We start from the raw sequence: 25,070 nt of genomic DNA, 5'->3' as shown, positions 1-25,070 counted from the left end.
CGGCAGCATAAACCAGTATCAAGTTTAATCCCTGATTCCCCTATGTTTGAGTTACAACCGGGTCTGTATCGACGCCTGATTGCAAGACTCTGGAAACTGACCCTGGCGGGTATTGTCCTGCTGGTTCTTTACATCGTTGCGGTTAGTTTCAATTTTCTGTGGCTGTTTGGTGGAATGCCCAGCCTGAAAGCACTCGAAAATCCGCAGAGCTATCTGGCTTCGGAAATTTATACGGAAGATGGCGTTCTGCTCAGTAAATATTACCTCGAAAACCGGACTCCAATTGAAATTTCCCAGGTTTCTCCGAATGTCATTTCAGCCCTGATGGCCACCGAAGATGCCCGGTTTGTGAAACATTCCGGCATCGACGCCCGCAGTATTTTTCGGGCCATCAATGGCGTGCTGACGGGCCGGAGCAGTTCGGGCGGGGGCAGCACGCTTACGCAGCAAGTTGCCAAAAACCTGTTTGAAACCCGAACTGAAAAATACCGGGGCGTCTTCGGCAGTATTCCCTACGTGCGTGTCATCATTGACAAGACCAAAGAGTGGATTCTGGCCGTGCGGCTGGAGCGAAACTACACCAAACAGGAAATTCTGATGATGTACCTGAACACGGTGTCGTTTGGCAATAACACCTTCGGGATCAAAACCGCGGCCAAAACGTACTTTAACAAAGAACCCTGGCAGTTGAACGTCGAAGAAGCGGCCCTGCTGGTGGGAATGCTTCAGAATCCGTCGCGGTTCAATCCGCGTCTGTACGAAGAGCGTTCACTCCTGCGCCGGAACGTGGTGCTGTTTCAGATGCGGAAATACGGTTTTCTGACCGACGACCAGTTTGCGCTGTATAAGTTGAAGCCGATCAAACTCGATTTCAACATCGAAAACCAGAATACCGGCCGGGCGGCTTACTTCCGTTCCGTCATCAAAAACGATATTCAAAAGTGGTTGGATGAGTACAATGAAGCCAATCCGGACGACGAGAAAGATCTGGAAACCAGTGGCTTAAAAATTTATACAACCATCGACTCCCGGCTTCAGAAAGCTGCGGAAGAGTCCGTGTATGAACACATGCGGGAGCAGCAGCGGAAATTCTACGAGCACTGGCGGGGCCGGAATCCGTGGACTCAGAAAATTGGAGGTGCTTACCGTGAAATACCGGGTTTTATCGAGCAGGTAGCCAAACGGACTCCGCGCTACATTGCCTTGAAAAAAGAATACGGCGATGATGAAAAAGCCATTTGGGCGGAAATGCGAAAACCGGTGAAGATGAAGGTATTCGTCTACGGAGGACGGCGCAATGAGAAAGATACTGTAATGAGTCCGCTCGATTCGATCCGGTATTACAAACGGTTTTTGAATGTCGGGTTTATGTCGATGGACCCGCGCAACGGCCACGTGAAGGCGTGGGTGGGCGGTATCAACTTCAAGTATTTCAAATTCGACCACGTCAAGCAGGCCAAACGCCAGCCGGGTTCGACGTTCAAGCCGTTTTTATACCTGACCGCCATCGATAAGAATTTTTTGACGCCCTGCGATCGAATCACCGACCAGCCCGTACGGTTTGAACCGTATGAGGATCATAACGGCCCCCGGGCCTGGGTCCCCAAAAACTCAAACGGCAAATACAGTTATCAGCAACTTTCCTTACGTCAGGCTTTGGGTCGTTCGATCAATTCGGTCAGTGCACATCTGATTAAACAGGCTAAATCCGCTTCCGTCGTCGAGTATGCGCACAAACTGGGTATTGAAAGTGACTTGACTGCAAACCCGACTTTGTGTCTGGGAACAAGTGATGTGTCGGTGTTTGAAATGGTGGCCGCCTATTGTACGTTCGCCAATGCCGGATACCGGGTTAAACCGCTGACGGTTTTGCGGATTGAAGATAAAAATGGCAACCTGCTGACCAGTTTTTTCCCCGAAAACAAACTGGTGATCAACGCCAATACCGCCTACCAGATGCTGTATCTGATGCGTGGCGCGGTGGAAGACCCCGATGGAACGTCACAACGGCTCCGCACGCAGTATAAACTGCTGGAAGGCGGTAATGAAATTGCGGCCAAAACCGGTACGACGTCCAGTTACTCCGATGGCTGGTTTATGGGAATGACGCAAAATCTGGTGTCGGGGTTATGGGTTGGCGGTGATGACCGGAGCATTCACTTTCGCGACATGGCTTTGGGACAGGGTGCCCGGGTTGCCATGCCCGCCTGGGGCATGTATATGCAGAAGGTGTATGCCGACCCCACGCTCAGACGTTCGTATCCCAAAGTACCTTTCCGAAAACCCGACGGTTTCAATCTTTCGCTGGATTGTGGGGGCGGTTCGATCGACTCCAGCCAGCGTTACATTCCGCCGAAAGTTGTAGAGTCGGAAGAAGAAGAAATTCTGAATTGATGAAAATCCTGCTCGCTCCGGATAAATTTAAAGGGTCGCTGACGGCCCGGCAGGTTTGCGATGCCATGACGGAGGGTGTTCGGCTAGCGCATCCTGACGCCGAAATTGTGGCGTTGCCAATGGCGGATGGTGGAGAGGGAACGGCCGAAATTTTGACGCTAACAACCGGCGGTGAATGGATTACGATTCCGGTTGCCGACGCACTCGGCCGAACGGTTCAGGCTTCGTACGGGATTTCATCCGATTGCCGGACGGCTTTCATTGATATGTCACAAGCTTCGGGCTTGCGACAGCTTCAACGCAGCGAGTATAATCCGCTGAAAGCAAGCACTTTTGGTACGGGCCAACTGATTCGTGATGCGATAAGCCGGGGCGTTACCCAGCTTATACTCGGTATTGGCGGCAGCGCCACCAACGATGCCGGCATTGGTATGGCGGCTGCTTTGGGGTGGCAGTTTTTAGATAAAAGCGGCCATCCGGTTCAACCCTGCGGTGAAGCATTGCGGCAAATTGACCAGCTTATTCCCCCCGCTTTGCCCCTGAATCTGACCGTCGATGTCGCCTGTGATGTGACGAATCCCTTGTATGGACCCAACGGTGCGGCCTTTATTTACGGTCCGCAGAAAGGCGCATCGGCCGGGGAAGTTGAAGAATTGGATCAGGGGCTGCGTCATCTGGCCCGTGTCATTCACCGCCATTTTGGTATCGATCTGGCCGACATACCGGGTGCCGGGGCGGCTGGGGGTCTGGGGGCCGGTGCGCTATTCTTTCTAAAAGCGACCCTGAAAGAAGGCGTAAACGTTGTTATGGAGCAAACCCATTTCGCAGCGCATTTACAAGGCACCAATCTGGTTTTGACCGGCGAAGGCAAAATGGACCACCAGACGTTACAGGGGAAATTGATCAGCGGTATTGCGCGGCAAGCCCAAAAAGCCGCTGTTCCAACGATTGCGCTCTGTGGGACGCTCGAGGCATCGCCGGACGATATCAAGGCGCTCGGCCTGACGGCTGCTTTCTCGGTTTTGACCCATCCCCAATCGCTCGACGAAGCCCTTTCTTCTGCTTATGAAGCGGTTAGTCACACAACTTTTAATGTACTCCGTTTGTTTATCAGGAACGCGGATTGAATAGCATTCTTTGCGTCGTATAAATCGGTTCAGTCCGTCCAATCCGCGTTCCCATTTCCCGCAAAAGAGTATGGCCGAATTTGATTATAAACAGGAACTGGCGAAGGTTCCGCATGAACCGGGCGTTTACCGGTATTTCGATGCGTCGGGGGAGGTGATTTATGTCGGAAAAGCGAAAGATCTTAAAAACCGGGTCAGTAGCTATTTCGTTAAATCCAACCAGCACGACCGCAAAACACAGCGACTGGTCAGCCAGATCCGAAAGATCGAGTTTACCATTGTTCATACGGAATTCGATGCGCTTTTACTGGAAAACCAGTTGATCAAGCGGTTTCAGCCCCGCTATAACATTCTGCTGCGCGACGACAAAACGTACCCCTTCATCTGCGTTACGAACGAGCATTTTCCGCGGGTGCAGACCACCCGTCGCATCGACCGTAAGCTGGGCACGTTTTATGGCCCATACGCCCAGTTGAGGCCCATGTACACCCTGCTGGAAATGTTCAGCCAGCTGTTTACGCTGCGTACCTGTAACCTCAACCTTTCGCCGGAGAATATCGAAGCCAAAAAATTCAAGGTTTGTCTGGAATACCACATCGGCAACTGCAAAGGACCCTGTGAAGGTTTGGTCAGTGAAAATGAGTATTTAAAAGATGTTGACCAGATACATTCCATTTTAAAGGGTAACGTTGCTCCGGCGCAGAATTACTTCAAAGACCGAATGCTGGAATCGGCCAATCAACTGGCGTTCGAGCAGGCTCAGCACTACAAGGAGAAGCTGAATGTATTGCAAAACTTTCAAAGTAAATCGACCGTTGTCAATCCCAAAATCTCGGATGCGGATGTCTTTACGATTGCTTCGGATGAAACGGCGGCTTATATCAATTTCATGAAAGTGGTGAACGGCACCATTACGCAGACCAATACCGTTGAAGTTAAAAAGAAGCTTGACGAAACGGATCTTGACCTGCTCACGATGCTGATCGTTGAATTCCGGACGCAGTACGGCAGTGAAGCCAAAGAGATCATCACCAATATTCCGTTGGAGGCCGATCTGAAAGCCGAAATCACAGTTCCGCAGATTGGCGACAAAAAGAAGCTGCTCGACATGTCGATGAAAAACGTGCTGTATTTCCGCCGGGAACGGGCCGAGCGTGCTGCTGCCGAAGCAACGGGTAATGCCAGTAAAAAAGACCGGGTTTTGATTCGTCTGAAGCAGGATTTACAACTCAAAACGTTGCCCAACCGCATCGAGTGTTTCGATAACTCCAATATTCAGGGGACGAACCCGGTATCAGCCATGGTTTGCTTTATTGATGGAAAACCGTCGCCGAAAAATTACCGCCATTTTTCCATTAAAACGGTAGTGGGTCCCAACGATTTTGCATCGATGCACGAAGTCGTCAGCCGCCGGTATATCCGCGTCCTGGACGAGCAAACCGGTTTGCCGGATTTGATCGTGATCGACGGGGGCAAAGGCCAATTGAGTGCAGCCTGTGAAGCCCTGAAGGAATTGAACTTATACGGCCAGGTACCCATCATCGGCATTGCCAAGCGGCTGGAGGAAATCTATTTTCCGGAAGACAGCCTTCCGCTGTATATTGATAAAAAATCGGAATCGTTGAAGCTGATCCAGCGCATCCGGGACGAAGCCCACCGGTTTGCCATTACCTATCACCGCGATAAACGCAGCCGGAATAGCCTCATCAGTGAACTGGAGAACATTGAAGGTATTGGCAAAAAGACGGCCGCTAAACTATTGAAGTATTTCAAGGGTGTCAAAAAGATTCGGGAGGCCCCAATCGATGATATTGCCACCGTTGTGGGCGCCGATAAAGCGCAGAAAGTCAAGCAATATTTTGAAACGATCGATCAGTCGTAAGGATTCAGGCGACCCAGATCGGAATAGAGCATGAAAAAAGGGAAGCGTTGGCTTCCCTTTTTCTATTTTGAAATCACGTTCGTGATTAATATTCCCACAAACCGTGCTCCTGTTCCATCAATTGTTGTTCGAGTTGGTAAGACTTCATTAAGCCCTCCCGTTCGCTGCCATACTGACCGATCAAGTCACGATCTTTCGGATTTGATACTTTGTAAATACGGCCCCAGAACAAGCGCAGATCGAAGGCATCGGCCAGGTTTTTATGTTGAGCCTGGTTTTGTGAGTTATACCAGATAAACTTCTTCGGATCGCTACGGAACAGTTTGTCCAGATCTTTGTATTTGAAATAAGCGACCTGGGTTTCCAGACCTGACGGGCTTTTATCCGCCGGAATAACGATGCCTACCGTTTGAATGTCATAATACAAACGGGACCGTTTCCGATCAAACACCCAGTCTTCTTTAATATCCAGTACACTGAATTCGTCACTCAAACGTTCGATTCCCGTAAAAGGATTGGCTTTTGCCATGGCGCTCGAGTCTACTTTCGGCACTTCCGGAACCACGGGCGCGGGTTTAACGCCTTTCTTTCCTTTGGTATTTTTGGCCGTAGCTTTTTTCTTCGGAGCGGGTGTTCCCCAGCCGTCGTCGACCGGTTTAGCCTTGGCAGCTGCTGGCGCGGGGGTTCCCCAACCATCGTCTACCGGCTTTTTCGCAGCGGCTTTTTTATCTTTTGCATCGCCCCAACCATCGTTTGTTTTTTCCTCGGTGCCAAAACCGGCGGCTTTTTCTTCAGCAGTCAGCGCGACGGTTTGTTCGGGAACGGCCAGCTTTTCGGCAAATTTCTCAACCTGCATGGGCGTGTTGACCGAATCGTTGGGATAGGCCACCAGCACGCCCGCTTTTACCGCATCGATCAGGTATTTGGTAATCTGGTTGTTTTTCGAGAACATCGCCTGGTTCTGCTTCTCATTCAGGTCCACCCGACGCCATAATGTTTTCTTCATCATGATGTCGTTTTCATTGATTTCCCGAACCGATAGCGGATTGGTTTTTGTATTATCCCGCTCCTGCGCCTGTGCCACCCCACCTGCCATCACTGCCAATACCGCAGCTAAAGCTACACTTCCCGCCTGTTTCATGACCTTGTGCTTTTTGCTTTTATCTTTCACAATAACGAATCAATTATCAGCTCTCGTACTAATTAGTACAAATTAATTGGGAAAAATTTCTGAGTAACAGGGACTTCACTAATTTCTCCCCGGAAGTTCTGGCGTTGTACACCTTCAACTTCAACCACATAGCGCATGCCCGGCTGAGCTTCGGCAGCCAAATTGCCGACACTGCCTCCGTTAGGTCCTAGTGATATTGGACCCGCAACGCGCCGACTTCCCTGAGCGAGTGATACGGTAAACCCAGTTACGCGGAATTTTGCATCGTCCGGCATAAAGTTTTTAAAGCTCTCATCCGGAATAGCCCGAACCTGTATGCTGCGAACAGCGGAAACAGCTGCACCACGACGTTCATCATACTCTGCTCCTCCGACGATAAGCCTCAAGGTTGGCCGGGGTACTCTGTTAACCTTGAATTGATTGGTCCCCAGTAAACTACCGCCGTTGTTGACATTCAGACTAACCTGCGCAGCGCTCGGAATAACCGTGATTTTGCCCCGTTCTCCGCTGGTTATAACGGTTGCTCCGTCGGCCGAAAACGAAGGGTTCCATAAGGCTCCCAACTGCGGGCTCTGAATGCTTAACTTATTGGCACAACCCAGATACAAAGGAGGCATGGACGCCGTTTCAATTTCGTAAGATGGTTTGGCGACAAAGTATTCCTGATTGAAATTAACGGTTTTCATTCCGTCGGGAGCCTGGTAGCTGATGGAACCCGTCAGGGCCCGTTTAGCTAACCCGTTTTTGTCATACGTTCCCCCCTGAGCGGTAAATTCAATTTTACCAACACCGTTCTCTACCCGAACCGAACCGCCATTCAGACTCATCCGGGGCGTAATACCGCTCGATGAAGCCGCCAGGAACATTTCTCCTTTAAACTTGGTACCGGCCACAACAACTTTTGACTCCATACTTACCATAGCAAGAATTTTGTCAAACTTAATGTCCTGAGCACCTACTTTGCTGGCCAGATAATCCAGTACTTCACCTTCCATCCGCCGAACGTCGGACTGACGCTGACTAAGCACGGCCAAAGCGGCCGGAACCGGAGTTTGTTCAAAATTCAACTCGGCAAAATCCTTGTTTTTTTGTTCTTTTGAACGGCTGGCAATGGGATCATCCTTGGCATCGAGGGCCAAAGGCGTAAACCTGGCCGAAGGATTATATTTTTGCAGTTGCTGCGTGTATTGGTTCAGCTTCTCTTTTAATTCGTATGCTTTTCCGTTTTTGCGGCCACCAACCATGATGATTCCGACTTTGTCTTCCTCATTGGGGTTTTTGAGCCTGCCCTGCTCATCAAGTCCGCCACCCGCTTCAGTAATTAACTGTTGCTTAATGACATCCAGTTCATTAATGATCGAAGCCGTGATGGTCCGAACCTCTTCAGCTTGTTTAACAACGGCTACGTCAGCGGCCCGGTTGCCTGATTTGTCAACCGTTGCCTTGATATTGTCTATGGTGGACTGATTGATCCGGTTTGCCGACCCCGTTGATGTTTCGAGGCTATTATTCAATAACATAAATTTCTCCAGTAAAGCCGAGCTGACTTGTAAAGCCAGCATTGCGGTCAATACCAGATACATCATCCCGATCATTTTCTGACGGGGTGTTTCTTTTGCGCCTGCCATTAGTTTATGGTAGAGTAACTTGTAATGTAGATAAAAAAGGTATCGTTTGAAGTCTGTGAGTTGACAGTTAACCGAACCTGCCGCTGGTTAACTGTCAACTCCCTTCAACGATTGATTACTTATTTGCCGTTGGTATTTCCCCGCATGGCCGTCAGCATACTTCCGTATACGTTGTTGAGAGAAGCCAAGTTATTAGTCAGTTTCGACAACTCACCTTTGAATTGCTGCGTATCGCGACTGGCTTCCGACATATTTTCCATAGCACTGGTCAGGTTGCCATAGAATGCATTCATGGCCTTCAGGTGCTTGTTGGTATCCTGTAACTCCAGTTCATAAACGGCGTTCAGCGCACCCATACTTTGCGTGATTTTCTGGAATTGCATCCGGTATTCTTTCGCATCCTGGGTAGCGTCGGCCATTGCGTTCATCGAGGTTACCGCTACTCCGTACGATTTGTTCATTTCGTTGATGGAACCCGCTGCCTGCCGAACGTTCTGCGTATACTCGTTGGTGGCAATGGTCGCTTCCGAAACATCACGCATTTTACCAACCGTATCGGTGAAACTGCGCAGACCCGTACCCAGTTTTTCGAAAATATCCGGCGAAACTTTCGCATCAGCCAGCATCTTATCCATATTGGCCGTCAGTCCGCTGCTTTGTAAAGCCGGGCGACGTTGTGGCAATTCACCATCATAGTCATCTGCCAACTCCGGGTATACCCGCGACCAATCAGGTTCTTTCTGCGTATTTTGGGCAAACGTTTGAAAAGCAAACAGAACAAAAATAGCAACTTCAGTTAGCAGACCAATGGTTAATATTGTTCCTCCACCTTCCCAGTGCTGGATTTTCCCCAGTGCGCCTAAAATAACGACGGCTGCACCAAGACTATACATTGTTGGAAGGATTTTGTCAAAGAAAACACTTGAACCGTTACCGTTCTTTTTAGCCATGATTAAAGCAATAATTAAATGGGTATTGTGTTGTTTTTGTTAGTACTTAATTGAAGTTGAGTCGGTTTAAACTCCGGAGCCAACCGGATTAACGACGGGCCGACGCCCGGGCCCCTTTGGAAGCGGTTCGTCCCTGGAGGTTGTCCATAACACACCGGAAGCCGATGTAGGAGCGCTTGTTGTTTTCGTACTCGTAATACCGCGTTCCCGTTTCCAGGTAATATGCGATGTCTTTCCATGAACCACCGCGCACTACTTTCCGGGGTTCATCGGCATTCTGATTATCCGGGTTCATATCCCAAACGATAGCGGCTGCATTTTCTGCGTACGCATCGCGGGTCCATTCCGCTACGTTACCGGACATGTTATACAGTCCATAGTCGTTCGGATTGTAGGCATTGGCCGGAGCCGTGTAGGGATACCCATCCGCATCAAAATTTCCACGTTGTGGCTTGAAGTTGGCCAGATAACAGCCTTTGCCATTGGCGACGTAGGGCCCACCCCAGGGATATTTGGCAGAATTACGTCCACCGCGGGCGGCCCATTCCCATTCTGCCTCCGAAGGCAGACGATAGCGGGGCGAAACAAACTGTCCTTCTTTCGTACGATAATCGTTGTACAGGTTCGTGCGCCAGTTACAGAAATACTGGGCTGCCTGCCAGCTTACGCCAACAACCGGATACGTATCAAAGGCCGGATGCGAAAAGTAATATTCCAGCATCGGATCGCCATTGTGGTACGTAAAGTCATTCTTCCAAACCGTTGTATCCGGATAATACTTGGTCATGATTTCCTCTTCACCCAAAACCGAAACGGAATCGGTGAGTAAAGCATTGACAAACTGCCGGTATTCATGGTTGGTAATTTCAGTATCATCCATGTAAAATGAGCTGATCGTTACCCGCCGGTTCATGTTGGTCTGGGATGCGGCCAGATCTTCGTCAGCCTGCCCCATCATAAAGGAACCCGACGGCACCAGCACCATACCATACGGTGTGGTTTGTTTCCAGCCTTTCCGTCCGTTGGCCGTAATTTCACCATTGACGACACCGACGTCCTCTCCTTTTCCTTTTCCGCCACCAAATTTTGATTTGATAAACCCGCAACCCTGCATCAGCAGAATCGTTGCCACCACCATCACCCCTCGGGCTGCGTTGCCGGTAAACCACTTAATACTCATAGTTGTATGATACGTTAAAATCTGTTTCGCGTGCAAACCAGTCTTAGAACGAAAATAAAGCATTTTATTGTATACGTACATTTGAATTGATTGAATGCATTTAGTATTCCAAAAAAAGTCAAACCAACATGCGATCAGTTTTACCACCTATCCAACTAATTTGTTCAAAATTATCACTTTGACGTTAAACAGCCTAACAATAATTACGCCAATATTAGGAGGGTAAACCAGGGGTGGAATGCTGTCAGTTTCGTAATGGTTCTTTCAATAACGGAATCGGGGCGTTCTGATGATTGGTTTACGGCCCGCGCGGGGTTCAGGCAAGGAATAAGATAACAGTATTTCGTGCGAAGTTGGACTTTTAGCATCGCGGTTACTGACCACAAAATCGAAAGCATACCCAAAGCGCAGCGCATTATTCCGCAACAAACTAATTCCGGCGGTGGCGGTGAAAGCATCCCCCTGACGGTAGCCAAATCCTACCCAGTGGCGCTTGTCATACATAGCCAGCGCACTGATTTCGACGGATGAATACGTCGCGTTGGTGTTGAATTTGTAAATGGCGGAAGGCATGATATCAATCAGTTCATTCCAGGCATACCGGTAACCAGCCGTCAGATAGGCCGTACGATAAAGCGGATTGAGCCCAACGTCGTTTCCTAATTTAAAATCAGGCTGCGTCAGGTGCTTCATGCTCGCGCCTATATAATACGTGTCCGAATTGTAATAAACGCCCGCGCCCAGATCAGGCTGCGTCTGATTAACACGGCCGTTCTGAATCAGCGGATCTCCGGGATCGTTGGGCCGAAACCGGTCGTAATTGATCGACCGGTTATGGATTCCTCCCTCGACACCAAAAGAGAGCATTCCTTTTTTCACAGGCAACCGGAAAGCATAGGCTGCCTGAATCTTTTGAAATCCCTGCGGACCAAATGTTTCATTGGCAGCGTATAAACCCACCCCACCGTGGATTTTACTTAAGGGCATATTAAATGAAAACAGCTGGGTGCTGGGGGAGCCTCCTTCGTCAAAAGTACCCTGATAACCAAGATATTGAGTGCGATGTACCAACTGAAACCGGGTAACTCCCTCCGAACCGGCTGCGGCCGGATTGTAGTAGACCGGATTGAACATATACAAGCTGAATTGCGGATCCTGATCTTGTGCCTCAACGCCCGAAGTCGTTATCACGTAGGCCACCAGCAGCAGGACAACGTAGAACTTACGATTCATAAAATATCAGAGCAATCACCAGATTAATTTTGAATGACCTGCCAAAGTGAGAAACGGTCCACTCCGTTGGTAATCACGCTTAAGCGCATGTTAGTTATTAAACGGAGATTTTCCAAAAATATTGGTATAAAAAAGGAGACTCTTTAAAACTAGATTGCGCCGATTGAGTGATCGGCCTGATTGCAAAACAATCAGGGTCCCGGCTCATTCAATCAGCGCAATTCCAGGGCAGAATCGCTCGGCCCGTCAATGATTATTGGCCTTTTTCATATACAGTTCCAAGGCCCCCGCCATCGACGGCGCATTGGGCAAAGGGGCTTCAATGTCCAGAATAAATCCGGCATCGGTAACAGCCCGCGCCGTAGTTGGTCCAAAAGCCGCCATCCGGATGCCATTTTGCGTAAATTCCGGAAAGTTATGCAGCAATGAATTGACCCCCGACGGGCTGAAAAAAGCAATAATATCGAACGAATGAATATCCAGATCCGACAGATCGGCGGGTACGGTTTCGTACATCACCGCTTCGGACAGGTGCAAACCGCTGGTATCCATAAAATCCGGAATATCGTTTCCGCGGATGTTGGAGCAGGGAAACAGAAATTTCTCGTTCTTATGCTTCCGAATGAGATCAAACAGATCGGCAGCGGTTTTATTTCCCGTAAAGATTTTTCGCTTCCGAATGACAATGTACTTCTGCAAATAGTTGGCAGTCTGCTCGGTTACGCAGAAATACTTCATATCGGCCGGCATTTCCAGTTTAGCTTCCTGACAAATTCGGAAGAAGTGATCGACCGCATTCCGGCTGGTAAAAATAATAGCCGTGTGGTCGAGGATGTTGATTTTCTGCTTTCGAAAGTCTTTGTAGGAAACGCCCTGAATCTGGATAAAAGGACGAAAATCAATCTGCAGATTATATTTACCTGCAATCTGGAAATAGGGCGAATTAGTGTCGGCAGGTCGGGCTTGAGTAACTAAGATGCTGGCTACTTTCGTCAGCCTTTCCTGGTCGTACTTAGCAGAAATCTCACTCATCGAATACCTCGCGTTTTGTGTTTAAAGCTTGCCCAATGGTTACAGTGCGAACCGAACCCCAATGGTTAGCGGTATCAATTCAACGATGCAAAGGTACGAAAATAAATACAGATTTTTGATAACCGCTTTGTTTGCAATGACAACATATAACAAGGCCAGCCGAATGATATAAAACCCCACGAAGGGAACAATCAGCCACATACTCGGCCAGGTGCCGGTCATGGACGAGTTAGCCGCAATGGTGGCCACGCTAATGGCACCAAACGTAAAGAAGAGTAAAGATGATTGTATGACCTTAAAGAAATGCAAGTTCACAACCTCCTCCAGCCGGTATAAACCGCCAATCGTCACGATAAAGAGATATTTTGCCAAAAGCAGCAAAAAGGCCAGAATACTGAGTTCGAAAAAGGTAATCGTCAGATCCAGCAGCCCCTGCCCCCGCAGCAGCAAGGCTCTTGACAGAAATAAATCGATGTTTTTGCTCTGGATAATCAGGTATAAATAAGCCGTAATAAAACCCAGATTCATTAAAAAAAGCAGATTGGTCCGGCTCAACGGGCGATTGACCAAAAACAATTCATCGCGAACTGTCACCGACAGCAGGTCGGCCAGATTGAAAAAACGGAGGAAGGCCCGGTGGTGAAAATTGAACAGGTACGCATTGATGGCGACGATGAACAGCAAACACAACGTGAAGAAATTGGTATACACCGACAATCGGCGCGGTAAAATACTTAACCGGGTGTCGGTTACCACCACGTCTTTCTGGGCGGCCGATTTCCGGTGGCCGATAAATACCATTTTATCGTCGACACCGGGACTGCCGTGGAGCGTTAGGAACAGTTCAGGTTTCCGATAGGCCCGGTACAGACTATCCAGATTCAGCACCAGCCACTCGTTGGCGATTAATTTGCGCTTGAGGGCCGCATCGATAAATAAATACCCATCCTGCCGGGTCGAAATCAGGAGATTATACCGGCGATTACTTTCAATATCCAGAAAAAAACTAACGGAAGAAACCAGAGCGTGCTGCTCATCGATGAAAGGCACGTACGATTTGTAGGACTGGTCGTAGACCAGCCAGTCGTTGCGGAAGTCGTGGACGGGAAAAAACTGCTGATTTGGCCCTACTCCCTGCGCACGACTTCCCACCGCCCACAGGGTCAGGGCCAATGAGAACAAAATAAAACGAATCCGCACGAGACAGGAATTATAAATTAAGAGTTAAAAGTTAAAAATAGCTGACGCATGAATCCCGAAAGCGCTCCATCCTATTTTTAACTTTTAACTCTTAATTCTTAACTGGTTAATTCTTTCCGAGTGCTTTCAGCATCGTTTCACCGATCAGTGCCGGTGATTCGACCACGTGAATACCGCATTCGGCCATAATACGCATCTTAGCGGCTGCGGTATCATCCGCACCACCGATGATGGCACCGGCGTGGCCCATCCGGCGGCCTTTTGGAGCCGTTTGACCGGCAATGAAACCCACCACCGGCTTTCTGTTTCCGTCGGCTTTGATCCAGTTAGCGGCTTCGGCTTCCATCCCCCCACCGATTTCACCAATCATTACGATGCCTTCCGTTTCGGGGTCGTTCATCAGCAATTCAACGGCTTCTTTGGTGGTTGTGCCGATAATCGGATCACCGCCGATACCGATGGCCGTGGTCTGGCCCAATCCTACTTTCGAAAGCTGATCAACGGCTTCGTAGGTCAAGGTACCGGATTTGGAAACGATGCCGATGGTCCCTTTTTTGAATATAAAACCGGGCATAATGCCCACTTTGCACTCTTCCGCCGTCATCACACCGGGGCAGTTCGGCCCGATCAGCCGTACGTCTTTCCCCGTCAGATATTCTTTCGCAATCATCATGTCTTTCGTCGGAATACCCTCTGTTATACAGATAATCACCTTGATACCGGCGTCGGCGGCTTCCATGATGGCATCGGCAGCAAAAGCCGGTGGCACAAAGATGATCGAGACATTAGCCCCGCCCTTTTCAACAGCTTCCTTCACGGTGTTGAAAACAGGTCGGTCGAGATGGGTCTGTCCGCCCTTGCCCGGGGTAACCCCGCCAATGACATTCGTACCATACTCGATCATCTGTTGAGCATGAAATGAACCTTCAGAGCCCGTAAAGCCCTGGACGATAACCTTGGAATTTTTGTTAACTAATACGCTCATGATGAATGAAAAGCTGTGCTATGCGTGTGAAGGTATAAGCTCTTGGAACCGCGCAAAAGTAGACGGAAATGGCTAAACAAAAAAGTGAAGAGTGCAGAGTTATGCGTGAAGGGCGGGTTGAGGTATCCTAACTCTTCACTCCTTTTTGCCTTTTTTCCTGAAAAATTGTTATTTCCCATATGAACTTATCAAATATGGTGTCAGATGCCGTGCTGGCGTTTACAGGTATCTGGGTTTTTTGGCGGTATTTTCAGGCATTGAGCTGGTACAATCGGGTGTTGTGGGGACTCTTTCTAATCACGATTTCGATGACGGCCCTGATCGGCATTCTCCTGTTCGCGGGCATCCAGGGCGTTGTGCCCTTACACCGTTCGCTGGAAACACTGGCGGGGAGTCTGGGGGTCGTGTGTGTGATTGTTGGCGTTTGGGGGTTAATTCAGAAACAGCAAATTACGAGACAGGGATTTATCATAACCGTTTCACTGGGAATCGGGTTGTTTCTTGTGCTCCTGCTGAATCCTACAGTGGGCGCTTTCACCCCCGTGATCCCCTCGATGGGCATGGTAATCGTTCTGCTGATCGCCTTTCTGGGCGTTGTGCGCCGGGACCCCCGAGCCTCCTGGGTTGTTTTAGCGGTTATGATTCTGGCGCTGGCGATCCGGCTGGGTCAGCTAAAAAATTTACCCATCCATCCGGTTGATTTCTATCACTATACCCTTTCATTATCACTGCTTTGCTTCGGAAAATCGGCCCAAAACATGAGTTGGGACAAGCGGTCGGGCGGAAAGTAATTTTGACCCGCGGGGCTTTGACCGCTACGGCAGACCGTTTTTTTTGGCTAACTTGCCGACATGGATAACTTCGTTGTCTCGGCCCGGAAATACCGTCCGGCTACCTTCGATACCGTCGTCGGACAGGCACACATTACGACCACTCTTAAAAACGCGATTTTAACCAATCACCTGGCGCAGGCATTTCTGTTTTGCGGACCACGGGGGGTTGGAAAAACGACTTGTGCCCGCATTCTGGCCAAGACCATCAACTGCCAGAATCTCGGCAAAAGCGATGCGGTTGAACCCTGTGATCAGTGTGAATCGTGTGTGAGTTTCAATCAGAACGCGTCGTTCAATATTCACGAACTGGATGCCGCTTCCAACAACTCGGTTGAAGACATCCGGAATCTGATCGATCAGGTCCGGTATCCGCCCCAGTCGGGTAATTATAAAATTTACATCATCGATGAGGTTCACATGCTGTCACAGGCCGCTTTCAACGCGTTTCTGAAAACACTGGAAGAACCTCCCTCCTACGCCATTTTTATTCTGGCCACCACGGAGAAGCATAAAATCCTGCCAACGATCCTTTCGCGTTGTCAGCTCTTCGACTTCAACCGGATTCAGCCGCGCGACATCAGCGACCATCTGGCCAGCATTGCCCAAAAGGAAGGCATTCAGACGGAATACGAAGCCCTGGAACTCATCGCCCAGAAAGCCGATGGCGGTTTGCGGGATGCCCTTTCGATGTTCGACCTGAATGTCACGTTTTCGGAAGACCGGATTCTGCGTTATAAAGAGGTTCTGGAAAATCTCCACATCCTCGACTACGACTATTATTTCCGACTGACGGACTTGGTACTGGCGGCTAATTTGCCGCAAAGCATGCTGTTGTTCGACGAAATTCTGCGGAAGGGCTTCGATGGCCATCAGTTCATCGTTGGCTTGAGCGAGCATTTCCGGAACCTGCTGGTTTGCAAGGATGCCGCCACCATTCAGCTGTTACAGGTGACCGAAAGCATCCAGCAGAAGTACCTCAAACAAGCCGCCGAAGCCCCCCTGAGCTTTCTTTTGTCGGCCCTGAGTGTCGGTGCGCAATGCGACCTGAATTACAAATCGGCTAAGAATCAGCGGCTTCACGTGGAGGTTTGCCTCATGAAACTGGCCAACCTGCCGAACGTGCTGGACTTAACGGCTTTGCCAGCGCCGACCGGCGATTCGGAGAAAAAAGAACCCCGGAGTGCGGACCGGGCCGAAAAAAAAAAGGACAGCTCAGCCGACAGTAGCCCTCTAACTTCTGACCCCGAACCCGTTGCGCTTCCCTCCCACACGAACGAGCCAACGAACGGCTATCATCCCCAGCCGAACGGCAACGGGACCGTAAAACCGCTGCCGGAACGCGCTCCGGTTGTTGCTGACATACCAAAACCGGTCAGCAGTAAGCTACGGACCACGAGCAATCTGGTGTCCATCGACCGGCCGGTTCCGGCCATTTCGAGTGTCGTGGCAACCGCTTTAGCGGAGGCTCCCGAACTGCCAAAAGTGGATAAACCGTTCATTTTTGAGCAATTGAAAGCCGTCTGGCAGGCGTATGCCCGCCTTCGGGATCAGCAGGACGGATCCCGAACGGAGCAGGTGATGCTGAATCGGGAATTTCTTCTGGAAGGGACCACCATTCACATCGCCCTCGACAACTCGCTGCAAGCCGACCTTCTGAATGATTTGCGCCAGGATTTGCTCACCTATCTCCGGCAGGAATTACAAAACTCCCAGATTCAACTGGTTCATACCATTGCGCTACAGGAAACCCGCAAAATGATTTACACGCCCCAGGATAAATTCAATTACCTGGCCGAAAAGAACCCCGCCCTGCTAGAGTTGAAACGAACGCTGGGCCTGGATGTTGATTATTAAAATGATGAATTATGAATGATGAACGATGAATGGTTGACACATACATTCATCGTTCATCATTCATAATTCATCATTAAAAAACGCTTTCACCGGATTCTCCACCAGAATTTGCTTCCAGTCCTTCTTCGTGAACCCTTTCCGGTTTAACTGCGGCATCAACTGGTTGAACAATACCGTATAATCCCGACCAATGGAGCCGCCGTCGGGTTGGGCCGGGTCGTACCAGCCGGCATCGTGCGAGAGTAGGGTCCGGTGCAAAAACCGGTTTTCCTTCATCAGCAGCAGGGTTTCGGCGTATTGACCGACGTTCTTGTCATCCAGTCCGTCCAGACTCACCCAGGCCCCTTCGCGAACGGCGCGGGCGTAGTGGGCCATATGCTGCCCCTGCGCATGGACCCACACAAAAGCCGACGGATCGACGCCTTCCTGTTTCAAAACATCGAGCTGTTCAAAAGCCGGAACGTACGGTCCGGTATGGGAGCAAATTGTGAGGCCGGTGCGTTTATGCGTTCGGGCGGCTGCCGTAACCAATTTGCGGTGCAGTTCGGACAAGGGACCGGGGTTGACGCCAATTTTCAGAAAAGCGGGCCGGATTCCGGTACCTTCGATCCCGTGCTCAAATTCGGCTACCCAGCGATCGGCCAGTTGGTCGGCGGTTTCGGTTCGGGCGTGGGCGGGCAGAAATTTATCGTTTGACGCCCCGTAATACCCGGTATTCGTCAGGATGTTAACGCCGGACTTTTCCGATAACTCCTTCAATACCAACGGATCCCGGCCCAGATAGGCGGGCGTACAGTCAATCAGCGTCTGAACCCCCAGGCGTCGTAACGTCTGTAAATACGGCAGCATTTTGGCCACCACCGCCTGTCGCAGCCATCGCTCGGGACTGATTTTATCAGCCCCAATAAAATCAACCAGAAGGTGTTCGTGAACAAGCGTCAAACCCAGTTTCGACGCCTGAATGGAACCGGTAACGGTATTGATCGTCGGCTTTTTTTGAAAAACCGGCCAAAGCCCGGCCGCCAGTAGCATTTTCGAAAAAAGCCGACGTTTCATCCTGCTGAACCGGTTTTATGATTTCAGGTAATTTTTGGCTTCCTGGATAGTTGACTTGTATTCGGCCAGACTTAAAACTTTTTTATACATCAGTTTAGCCCGGTTTCGGTCGCCGGACTGAGCCGCAATTCGGGCCAAACCACTGTAGGCATGGGCCGCAAATTCTTTTGTAAATACCTCATCCAAAGGCATTTTGATTGCGGTTTGGTAATTATCAGCGGCTAATTTGAGGTTACTGTTCATTTTTTCTTCCAGCATTCCTTCCAGTACTTTGACGGGCATGGCCAGAAATTTCTGCGGAAAATCGCGCAATCGATCGATGTACGGCTGCGCTTCACGATACCGCCCGGCCTGCACGAGGGCTTCGGCATACCGCAGGGTAAAAATAGGATTCTGGGTGTATTTGTCAGCCAACGGTTTCAGGCACGCAGCCCCTTTGGCGGGCTGGCTTTCGTGTTCCAGGTAAATCTGTCCCAAATAAAGCGCGGTTTCGGTCCGGGTGAAAACGCCCCGACGAATGGCGGTTTCCATCTGTCTCATTCCCAGCGCCATATCGCCATCCTGAAAAAACAACAGCAACGGTTTCGCCACCGGATGATCCATCGGATACCGTTCAATGTAATAGTTGTAAAGACCGGTCGAAAAGTAGAATTCCGGGTTTTTCTCCATCAGCTTAAATCCTTTTTTCAGGTAACCATACGCCTTTTGGGCCTCGCCAACGGCCTTCATCATCTCGCTATCATAATGGTATTTCATCGCCAGATATCCGTGCGACGCCAGCGAAAAAAAGACGCCTTCCGGGTCGTTTTCATTCCGGTCCAGCATTTTTCTCGACAAGGCAATTCCCTGATTCAGGTAGTTTATGTATTGTGTGGTGGCGGCCTTGTTTTCTTTAAGGGGCAGGTATTGCCAGTATAGCTGAATGGATTTCAGGACCGGCACAACCGGATGTTGGGGATATTTGACTTTGACCTGCCGGATAAACTCGTCGGCTTCATCGAACTCGTAATTATAAATCTTATCCGTTGCTTTTAAGATAATCTGCTGAATTTCAGCGTCATTCAACAGTTGAGACTTCGCATATAACGGCACCAGTAAGAAAAGCAGTAGCCAGAATTTTTTCATGAGATGGCGTGTTGACAAGTTACGGAAATGTTCTTTTTTGAAGAATACGATTTGACGCTTACTTTTGTTAGTTCTCAAAACGCCTAACGACACCCCCACCGAAAAAGTTTGCCATGATTCGATTCGAGCATTTTGTGTTAGATAACGGCTTAACGGTCTACGTTCACGAAGATCCAACCAGCCCGATGGCTACGGTCAATATTTTGTATAATGTCGGGTCGCGCGATGAAGATGCGGGAAAAACCGGTTTTGCTCACCTGTTTGAACACCTGATGTTCGGCGGTTCCCGAAACATTCCGAGTTACGACGAACCGCTGCAAAAAGTGGGGGGCGAAAACAACGCGTTTACGTCGCCCGATATTACCAATTATTACATCACCTTGCCCTCGGCCAATCTGGAAACGGCCTTTTGGCTCGAATCCGACCGGATGATGGGCCTGTCGTTCGACCCTACGGTATTGGACGTGCAGCAGAAAGTGGTGATCGAGGAATTTAAGCAACGCTACCTCAACCAGCCCTACGGCGATGTGTGGCTGAAGCTCCGTCCGCTGGCCTACAAGGTGCATCCGTACCAGTGGGCCACGATCGGCAAAGACATCAGCCACATCGAAAATGCTACGCTCGATGACGTCAAGGACTTTTTCTATACCCATTATCTGCCCAACAATGCGGTCATGGTGGTGGGCGGCAACGTCACACTCGAACAGGTCAAGCAATTATCCAGAAAGTGGTTCGAGCCCATTCCGGCGGGTAAAACCCACGTTCGCCATTTGCCGCAGGAACCCGTCCAGACGGAAGCGCGGTTTCTGGAAACCGTAGCCGACGTACCACTCAATGCGCTGTATAAAGTCTACCACATGCCGGGTCGTTTCTCGGATGATTACTACCGTGCCGATTTGTTGAGCGACGTGCTGGGCCGGGGCAAATCCTCCCGATTGTATCAGAAACTGCTAAAAGAACAGGCGCTTTTTACCGGTATTTCGGCGCATTCAACCTCATCGCTCGACCCCGGTTTGCTCGTGATCAGCGGCTCGTTGAATCAGGGCGTTTCGCTGGAAGAAGCCGACGCGGCTATCGAATCGGTTGTGGATGAAGTGATTAGCCAGACGATGGCGGAAGAAGAACTAACGAAAGTGAAGAACCAGGCGGAAGCAACACTGGTTTTTTCGGAGATTGAATTATTAAACCGCGCCATGAACCTGGCCTACGCGGCCAACGCCGGTAATGCCGATTGGGTAAACCAGGAAACGGAACGGATTCAGGCCATTACGCCGGACGATATTCAGTCAATCGCCCAAAAACTGCTTCGAAAAGAAAACAGTTCGACTCTGTATTATCGGGCCGCGTAGGTTCATATTTATGAAAATTCGCGTAGGACAAGGATACGACGTTCATCAGTTGGCCGAGGGCCGGGCGTTCTGGCTGGGCGGGATTTTGATTCCGCACACGCACGGCGCTTTGGGGCATTCGGACGCTGATGTGGTTTGCCACGTCATCTGCGATGCGTTGCTGGGTGCGGCCAATCTGCGGAACATCGGCTACCATTTTTCGGATAAAGACCCGCGCTGGAAAGGCGTCGATAGCAAGCTGCTACTGGCTGAAGTGATGACGATGATCCGCGAAAAAAAATACGAAGTTTCGAACGTCGATGTCACGATTGTGTTGCAGGAACCGAAGCTAAATCCGTACATTCCGGCCATGAAAACCTGCCTTTCAGGCGTCATGCAAATCCCGGAAGACGATATTTCCATTAAAGCCACAACGTCCGAACACCTGGGTTTTGTGGGCCGTAAAGAAGGCATTGCGGCTTTTTGTGTTGCCTTGATCCATTCCTGAATCACCCTGATAAACCGTTCTATTTTCATCGATTGACCCGACAAGCTATGCGTTTATCTGTCCGACAACTGCGCCTTTTCCCGGCCCTTACCGCCTTTTCTTTTTTTCTCGTTTCGGCCCATGCGCAGCCGAAAGTAGCAACGGCCAACGGTCCGATCGATTTTGAAGAGTACGAACCGGTTTCGACTCTGAAGACGCCGGAACATAAACTGACCCGCGCCAAATATCCGTTTATCGACGTCCACAACCATCAGTATGACATGGATAAAACCGATCTGCGGAAGCTGGTTACCCAGATGGACAGCCTGAATATGGGCATTATGGTCAACTTGAGCGGACGCGGTTTTACGTCGAATGTGGCCGAAAGCACCACGTTTATCGACAATGCGTTGTCGAACGTTCAGAAGTCGTATCCGAAACGACTGGCCATTTTTACCAACATCAACTTCGTGAATCTGGGGGAACCCGGCTGGACCGAAAAAGCCGTAAAATTGCTGGAAGAGGACATTAAGAAAGGGGCAAAAGGGCTGAAAATTTATAAAAGTCTGGGATTCAATGTCAAGGACACGGAGGGCAAACGCGTTCGGGTCGATGATCCGCGGCTTGACGCTATCTGGGCCAAATGTGGCCAGCTTGGCGTGCCGGTCTTGATTCATACCGCCGATCCGAAACCGTTCTGGGACCCGATGGACCGCTTTAACGAACGCTGGCTGGAGCTGAAAACCCATCCCGGTCGCAAACGGTCGGAAGACAACCCGGTTTCCTGGGAACAACTGATTGCCGAGCAACACAATGTGTTCCGTAAACATCCGAAAACCACGTTTATCAACGCCCACATGGGTTGGTATCCGAATGATCTGGTCAAACTGGATAGCCTGATGAAGGTTTTTCCGAATATGCTGGTCGAAATTGGTGCGGTGATTGCCGAACTCGGACGCCAGCCCCGCGCATCCCGGAAGTTTTTTGAAAAGCATCAGGACCGGATTCTGTTCGGGAAAGACAGCTGGATTCCGTCGGAATACGCGACCTATTTCCGCGTCCTGGAAACGGACGATGAATACTTTCCCTACCACAAAAAATACCACGCGTTCTGGCGGATGTACGGCATGGCGTTACCGGACGAAGTTTTGAAAAAAGTGTATTACAAAAACGCCCTGCGGATCATTCCGGGACTGGATAAATCGCAGTTTCCGAATTAAGTACCCATGAAAATCACTCAAATCGACGTTTTCAAGTATAATATTCCGCTCAAAGCCCCGATTGCGATCTCATTGGGGACGATTGAAAACGCCCGGAATTTGCTTGTCCGGATTCATGCCGACGGGCGGGTCGGCTGGGGTGAAGGTTCGCCGTTCTGGATGATCGTGGGTGAGACCCAGGAAACCGGTTTTGCCGCGGCTCGTGATTTTGCCAAACTTCTCATCGGTCAGAATGCGTTGGATCTGGAAGGAAATCTGAACCGACTGGACGCTTATCTGCCCAATAATCCGACGATAAAAAGTGCGTTCGACATGGCGCTGTACGACCTGGCCGCCCAGGCCGCCGGAATGCCTTTGTACGCTTTTCTGGGTGGAGATCGCTTTCCGCTCATTACCGACGAAACGATCTACCTCAATTCACCCGAGCGCATGGCCGAGGACGCCGTTCGGATCAAAGAAAAAGGCGGTTTGGCGATCAAAGTCAAGCTGGGAACGAACCAGCGCGACGATATCCGGCGTGTGGAAGTGATTCGGGAAGCGGTTGGCGACGGTATTCCCATCCGGACGGACGCCAACCAGGGCTGGAATTACGTAACGGCCGTCAACGTCCTGAAAACCATTCAGGGCTGGAATATTGAATATTGTGAACAACCGGTCAAATCCTGGAATATTGCCGATCTGAAGCGCATTCGCACCCAGACGACCGTTCCCATCATGGCCGACGAATCGCTGTTCAGCCCCCGGGATGCCCTGCGGCTGGTGCAGGAGGAAGCCGTCGATTACTTCAACATCAAATTATCCAAAAGCGGAGGCTTATTTAACGCTCAGAAAATCAATGCCATCGCTGAAGCCGCCGGAATCCCGTGCATGATCGGCTGCATGTCGGAATCCCGCCTGGCCATCACGGCCAAGGCGCACTTTGCGTCCGCGCGACGAAATGTCACATTCTACGATCTGGACGCGCCTTTTGAACACGCCGACGACCCGGTGGTGGGCGGTGTGACGTATAACGGATACGAAATTGAACTACCGGATGAACCGGGAATTGGAGCCACCTGCGACGAAACGTTTCTGGCGGGGATGGAGAAGCTGGAAATTCGGTAGTAGCGCCTGCTCATTTTGCCACCCCATTCCGGTGGTGGTTCCCAGGTAATGCCTGGACATCATACCCTAGTTTTTGTAGAAAGCAGGAACGTACCGGTTTAAGATCGGGCGGTCAGACGTGCCCATTTGCCGCCGAGGCATTTCTTTAAGCAGCACTTATTTATGTTTGGTAACTTCAGGAAACCATTCTGAGAATGGAGTGCCGCTAATCGACCGTTCGCTCAAACCGCGCTGATAATAAATTAATTCTTGCGTGACTTTTCAACGGGATCATCGTCTGACAACTAACCTTGAACGCGTTCCCCGACTATGATCACCAAACTTCACAACCGCTACGAAGCACTCGATTCTCTTATTCGGAAACGAGCTACGGGTTCTCCCAAAGAATTGGCCCAAAAATTAGGCATCGGCGAACTTATAGAGCTGGAAATTTCTTTGTCTATGGTACACAATTAAACTTGGAGCAATACCAATATTAGTATCGCTCTAGAAATATTATTAAGAGAAAAATGAGCAGTTTAATTAAAATCATACAGATCATCTATCTGGCTTACTATGCCTACTATCTGGTAAAAATGGGTTCCGATGAAGGTACAAAAAAAGAAGAGACCGAGTGGTTTTTAATTGCTTTTTTAATAATCTTAATTCTTAATGTGATTTATTTTTACCGTAAAAAGAAAGCAGGACATAACCCATGATTGTTTCAATGAATACTAACTATTTGATACTCATCCGTACTCTGTCTGGATTGTGTGCAGGCGGTCTGCTATTGCTTTTGTTAGTCAAATCTGACGTTGCTCTATTTACGAACGATATACTAAGCACGATAGCCGGTTTTATAACGGCAATTGTTTGCCTGGTGTTTTTTATCAAATTTTCTAAAAGAACCGGTAAATGATATGAAACAGATAATCAATAAGCCGACTGGCAGTAACATATCCGGTATTATTCTTCTCTTATTCCGTTTAAATAAAATTTTGTCTCATTGTCAGACTATGTAAAATAACTCGACTCTATCTGGCTGGTTATCGGATTTTTAACTGGATTTTTTACCGTCTACTTATCTTATCGTTTTGAGAATAAATCTCGAAAATAATTTATACCTTTTTTAGCAGCAAATGAAGAAAAGTAAAAACTTACTAAGGGCTAATTACCAATAATCATTACGATTTAATTGCCATTAATTTTCTACCCTATGTTTTGTTTGATCAAAAATAAATGATGGTATAGCGTACTGGTTTTTGCTGGCGCATGGCGTTACGCAGGCCTGGAAATACCGCT

Annotated in this window: 19 protein-coding genes; 9 read left to right on the top strand and 10 right to left on the bottom strand. The window is 49.5% G+C overall.

The annotated features are described in order from the left end of the window. Positions 1 to 42 precede the first annotated feature (42 nt). The 3 genes from EHT87_RS24850 (at position 43) to uvrC (ending at position 5,403) form a co-directional block, all read left to right on the top strand. On the top strand, positions 43 to 2,394 hold the full coding sequence (locus EHT87_RS24850; RefSeq protein ID WP_124909368.1) for a penicillin-binding protein 1A: 2,352 nt from the start codon (positions 43 to 45) through the stop codon (positions 2,392 to 2,394). After that, entirely contained in the window at positions 2,394 to 3,521 is a 1,128-nt protein-coding gene (locus EHT87_RS24845; RefSeq protein WP_124909367.1) for a glycerate kinase, read from the top strand. Before EHT87_RS24850 ends, EHT87_RS24845 begins: the two co-directional genes overlap by 1 nt. A 70-nt stretch (positions 3,522 to 3,591) precedes the next feature. Continuing rightward, on the top strand, positions 3,592 to 5,403 hold the full coding sequence (uvrC, locus tag EHT87_RS24840; protein ID WP_124909366.1) for an excinuclease ABC subunit UvrC: 1,812 nt from the start codon (positions 3,592 to 3,594) through the stop codon (positions 5,401 to 5,403). Positions 5,404 to 5,488: 85 nt separating this feature from the next. On the opposite strand, the gene porN is transcribed toward uvrC, so the two are convergent. The 8 genes from porN to sucD form a co-directional block, all read right to left on the bottom strand. Continuing rightward, positions 5,489 to 6,544 carry a type IX secretion system ring subunit PorN/GldN gene (porN, locus tag EHT87_RS24835; RefSeq protein WP_124909365.1) on the bottom strand — a complete coding sequence of 352 codons (1,056 nt, stop codon included), beginning with the start codon at positions 6,542 to 6,544 and terminating at the stop codon, positions 5,489 to 5,491. A 62-nt stretch (positions 6,545 to 6,606) separates the two neighbouring features. Beyond that, positions 6,607 to 8,202: a type IX secretion system motor protein PorM/GldM gene (gene porM / locus EHT87_RS24830; RefSeq protein ID WP_124909364.1), complete on the bottom strand. Its 1,596-nt coding sequence runs from the start codon at positions 8,200 to 8,202 to the stop codon at positions 6,607 to 6,609. 119 nt (positions 8,203 to 8,321) lie between these two features. Beyond that, on the bottom strand, positions 8,322 to 9,152 hold the full coding sequence (porL, locus tag EHT87_RS24825; RefSeq protein WP_124909363.1) for a type IX secretion system motor protein PorL/GldL: 831 nt from the start codon (positions 9,150 to 9,152) through the stop codon (positions 8,322 to 8,324). Positions 9,153 to 9,240: 88 nt separating this feature from the next. Beyond that, positions 9,241 to 10,290 carry a T9SS ring complex lipoprotein PorK/GldK gene (porK, locus tag EHT87_RS24820; protein ID WP_374756041.1) on the bottom strand — a complete coding sequence of 350 codons (1,050 nt, stop codon included), beginning with the start codon at positions 10,288 to 10,290 and terminating at the stop codon, positions 9,241 to 9,243. 306 nt (positions 10,291 to 10,596) lie between these two features. After that, positions 10,597 to 11,565, bottom strand: coding sequence for a PorP/SprF family type IX secretion system membrane protein (locus tag EHT87_RS24815; protein WP_124909361.1), 969 nt, complete (start codon positions 11,563 to 11,565; stop codon positions 10,597 to 10,599). A gap of 246 nt (positions 11,566 to 11,811) precedes the next feature. After that, positions 11,812 to 12,597 (bottom strand): uroporphyrinogen-III synthase, encoded by a 786-nt coding sequence (locus EHT87_RS24810; RefSeq protein WP_124909360.1) that lies wholly within the window; start codon positions 12,595 to 12,597, stop codon positions 11,812 to 11,814. A 39-nt stretch (positions 12,598 to 12,636) separates the two neighbouring features. Further along, positions 12,637 to 13,797, bottom strand: a complete 1,161-nt coding sequence (locus EHT87_RS24805; protein WP_124909359.1) for a DUF4271 domain-containing protein — start codon at positions 13,795 to 13,797, stop codon at positions 12,637 to 12,639. 106 nt (positions 13,798 to 13,903) lie between these two features. After that, a complete protein-coding gene (gene sucD, locus EHT87_RS24800; protein WP_124909358.1) occupies positions 13,904 to 14,782 on the bottom strand; it encodes a succinate--CoA ligase subunit alpha in 879 nt (292 codons plus the stop codon). Between the two features lie 179 nt (positions 14,783 to 14,961). Here sucD and EHT87_RS24795 point away from each other — a divergent pair, with 179 nt between their 5' ends. Together EHT87_RS24795 and EHT87_RS24790 are read left to right on the top strand one after the other, a co-directional pair. Beyond that, positions 14,962 to 15,573: a DUF6962 family protein gene (locus tag EHT87_RS24795; protein WP_124909357.1), complete on the top strand. Its 612-nt coding sequence runs from the start codon at positions 14,962 to 14,964 to the stop codon at positions 15,571 to 15,573. Positions 15,574 to 15,633: 60 nt separating this feature from the next. Further along, entirely contained in the window at positions 15,634 to 17,469 is a 1,836-nt protein-coding gene (locus EHT87_RS24790) for a DNA polymerase III subunit gamma/tau (protein ID WP_124909356.1), read from the top strand. A gap of 60 nt (positions 17,470 to 17,529) precedes the next feature. Here the strand turns inward: EHT87_RS24790 and EHT87_RS24785 are convergent, their stop codons facing one another. Together EHT87_RS24785 and EHT87_RS24780 are read right to left on the bottom strand one after the other, a co-directional pair. Next, entirely contained in the window at positions 17,530 to 18,525 is a 996-nt protein-coding gene (locus EHT87_RS24785) for a phosphotriesterase family protein (RefSeq protein WP_124909355.1), read from the bottom strand. Between the two features lie 15 nt (positions 18,526 to 18,540). Further along, positions 18,541 to 19,650 carry a tetratricopeptide repeat protein gene (locus EHT87_RS24780; protein ID WP_124909354.1) on the bottom strand — a complete coding sequence of 370 codons (1,110 nt, stop codon included), beginning with the start codon at positions 19,648 to 19,650 and terminating at the stop codon, positions 18,541 to 18,543. A gap of 113 nt (positions 19,651 to 19,763) precedes the next feature. Here EHT87_RS24780 and EHT87_RS24775 point away from each other — a divergent pair, with 113 nt between their 5' ends. The 4 genes from EHT87_RS24775 to EHT87_RS24760 are packed head-to-tail and all read left to right on the top strand — an operon-like array spanning position 19,764 to position 23,789. After that, positions 19,764 to 20,999: a M16 family metallopeptidase gene (locus EHT87_RS24775; protein WP_124909353.1), complete on the top strand. Its 1,236-nt coding sequence runs from the start codon at positions 19,764 to 19,766 to the stop codon at positions 20,997 to 20,999. 10 nt (positions 21,000 to 21,009) lie between these two features. Further along, positions 21,010 to 21,486: a 2-C-methyl-D-erythritol 2,4-cyclodiphosphate synthase gene (ispF, locus tag EHT87_RS24770; protein WP_124909352.1), complete on the top strand. Its 477-nt coding sequence runs from the start codon at positions 21,010 to 21,012 to the stop codon at positions 21,484 to 21,486. Between the two features lie 47 nt (positions 21,487 to 21,533). Beyond that, on the top strand, positions 21,534 to 22,685 hold the full coding sequence (locus EHT87_RS24765) for an amidohydrolase family protein (protein WP_124909351.1): 1,152 nt from the start codon (positions 21,534 to 21,536) through the stop codon (positions 22,683 to 22,685). Positions 22,686 to 22,691: 6 nt separating this feature from the next. Continuing rightward, positions 22,692 to 23,789 (top strand): mandelate racemase/muconate lactonizing enzyme family protein, encoded by a 1,098-nt coding sequence (locus EHT87_RS24760; protein ID WP_124909350.1) that lies wholly within the window; start codon positions 22,692 to 22,694, stop codon positions 23,787 to 23,789. Positions 23,790 to 25,070 lie beyond the last annotated feature (1,281 nt).

This window comes from Larkinella knui (assembly GCF_003858645.1).
In the GTDB taxonomy this organism is placed as follows: domain Bacteria; phylum Bacteroidota; class Bacteroidia; order Cytophagales; family Spirosomataceae; genus Larkinella; species Larkinella knui.
This window is presented reverse-complemented; position numbering and strand designations above follow the sequence as displayed.